The 1,725-nt window shown below is 62.3% G+C and carries 1 protein-coding gene and 1 pseudogene; both read right to left on the bottom strand.

All coding sequences use genetic code 11. The features are described 5' to 3' along the window. Positions 1-41: 41 nt before the first annotated feature. A pseudogene (locus tag ACRXB1_RS35575) lies at positions 42-536 on the bottom strand (TolC family protein); the annotation flags it as partial. Between the two features lie 22 nt (positions 537-558). Further along, positions 559-1,725 (bottom strand): MFS transporter (locus ACRXB1_RS35570; RefSeq protein ID WP_449494716.1); only part of this gene is annotated, 1,167 nt, incomplete at its 5' end.

Raw genomic sequence — 1,725 nt, 5'->3', positions numbered from 1 at the left:
TGCTCGTCGGGATCTTCCGGCCGTGGTCCGCTGTCGCTTTACACCGCGCGGCGCGTGCCGCCGAACAGGTCGATTTCCCACGATGCATCGAAGCCCGCGGTGTAAAGCGACAGCGGACCACGGCCGGAAGATCCCGACGAGCCATCTTGCGACGACGTGAGCGAACTCACATCGGGCGAACGTGTGCGCAGCGCGGCGGCATCGAAGGAAGCGGTAGGCATGCCGTTCGCCTTCGAATGTTGCAACTGGGCGCGCGCTTCACGCAAGCGCGCCTGTGCGGCGTGGACGTCGGGGTTGTGTGCCAGCGCGGCGTCGATCAAGGCGTTCAGTTGCGGATCGTTGAGCGCAAGCCACCATTGGCTCGGCGCGCGCGTGCTCACCATGCCGGTCGCGGGCGTACGCACGAAACCTTGAGCGTGCGCCGCGTCGGTCGCGACTTGCGGTGCGCCCGAGTAGTCGGGACCCACGGTACATGCGGCCAAGAGAGCCGCAGCGAGCAGCGTTAAAAAAACAGGAGGCGTAGAGCGAGAGAACATCGTCGATATCATTTTTGAGCCGTCAATGGCCGGCGGAGGACGACACGGGTCCGCTAGGCGTCTTCAGCAACAGCGCGAGCGGGATGCAGGCGAGGAGCGCGAGACCCAGCAGGTAGAAGGTTTCCGAATACGTGATCACGGTGGCCTGCATATGGATCTGCGCAGCGATCTGGCCGATCGCGCGCATCTTCGCGTACGCCATGTCACCGGTTTGAGCGAACCAGCTCGCGGCGCTGGATGCAACGCGATCCTGACCGATCACCGAATTGGCCGTCAGCGATTCGCGGATCATCGCGGTATGAAATGTAGTGCGCCGGTCGATGACCGTACCGATCACCGCCAGCCCCACCGAGCCGCCCAGGTTGCGGGCCATGTTATAGAGGCCGGCGGCATCGCCCGAATCCTCACGCGAGACGGCGGCCATGGATGCCTGGTTCAGCGGCATCATGGCGAGGATCTGCGCGCAGCCGCGTATCAGTTGCGACCAGAAAAAATCGTGACCGACACTTTGCGCCGTCAGGTCGATATCCAGCATGCAGCTCCACGCAAAGAGCAAGAGCCCGACGATCACCAGCACGCGGAAGTCGAGCTTGCCGAGAATGCGCGGCAGGAACGGCATGATCAGGAACGCAGGCACGCCGGATATCAGCATGATCGCGCCCGATTGCTGCGCGTTGTACCCGGACACAATGCCGAGAAACTGCGGCAGCAGATACGACACGCCATAAAGACCTGCGCCGACCGCGAACACGATGATGATGACGCTGGCATAACGCGGGTTGCTCATCAGGCTCAGCCGCATGATGGGTTTTTTCGCGGTGAACTGCGAGATGGCGATCAGCAGGAAGCCCACCAGTGTCACGCAGGTCAGCGTGACGATCTCGCTGGACTCGAACCAGCGCTCGCGCTGTCCTTCCTCCAGCACCACGGTCAGCGAACTCAGGCCAATCGTCAGCCCGACAATGCCGATCCAGTCAGCCTTGAGAAAGGTACCCCAGTTCGGCTTGTCGGACGGCAGCCCGACAATCAGCAACGTGATCAGCGCAATACACACGGGCAGGTTGATGGGCGGCGTCGGGACCATCTCGGGCACGGCCATTGGCGCGTTCGTGATCGGCATCTTGCGCAATGGCCTGAACATGAACGGCGTATCGAGTTTTATCCAGCAGATCATCATTGGCCTCGTGAT

The sequence above is a fragment of the Caballeronia sp. M23-90 genome, assembly GCF_053574605.1.
Note: the sequence above shows the minus strand (reverse complement) of the source record. Positions and strands in the feature narration are given on the sequence as shown.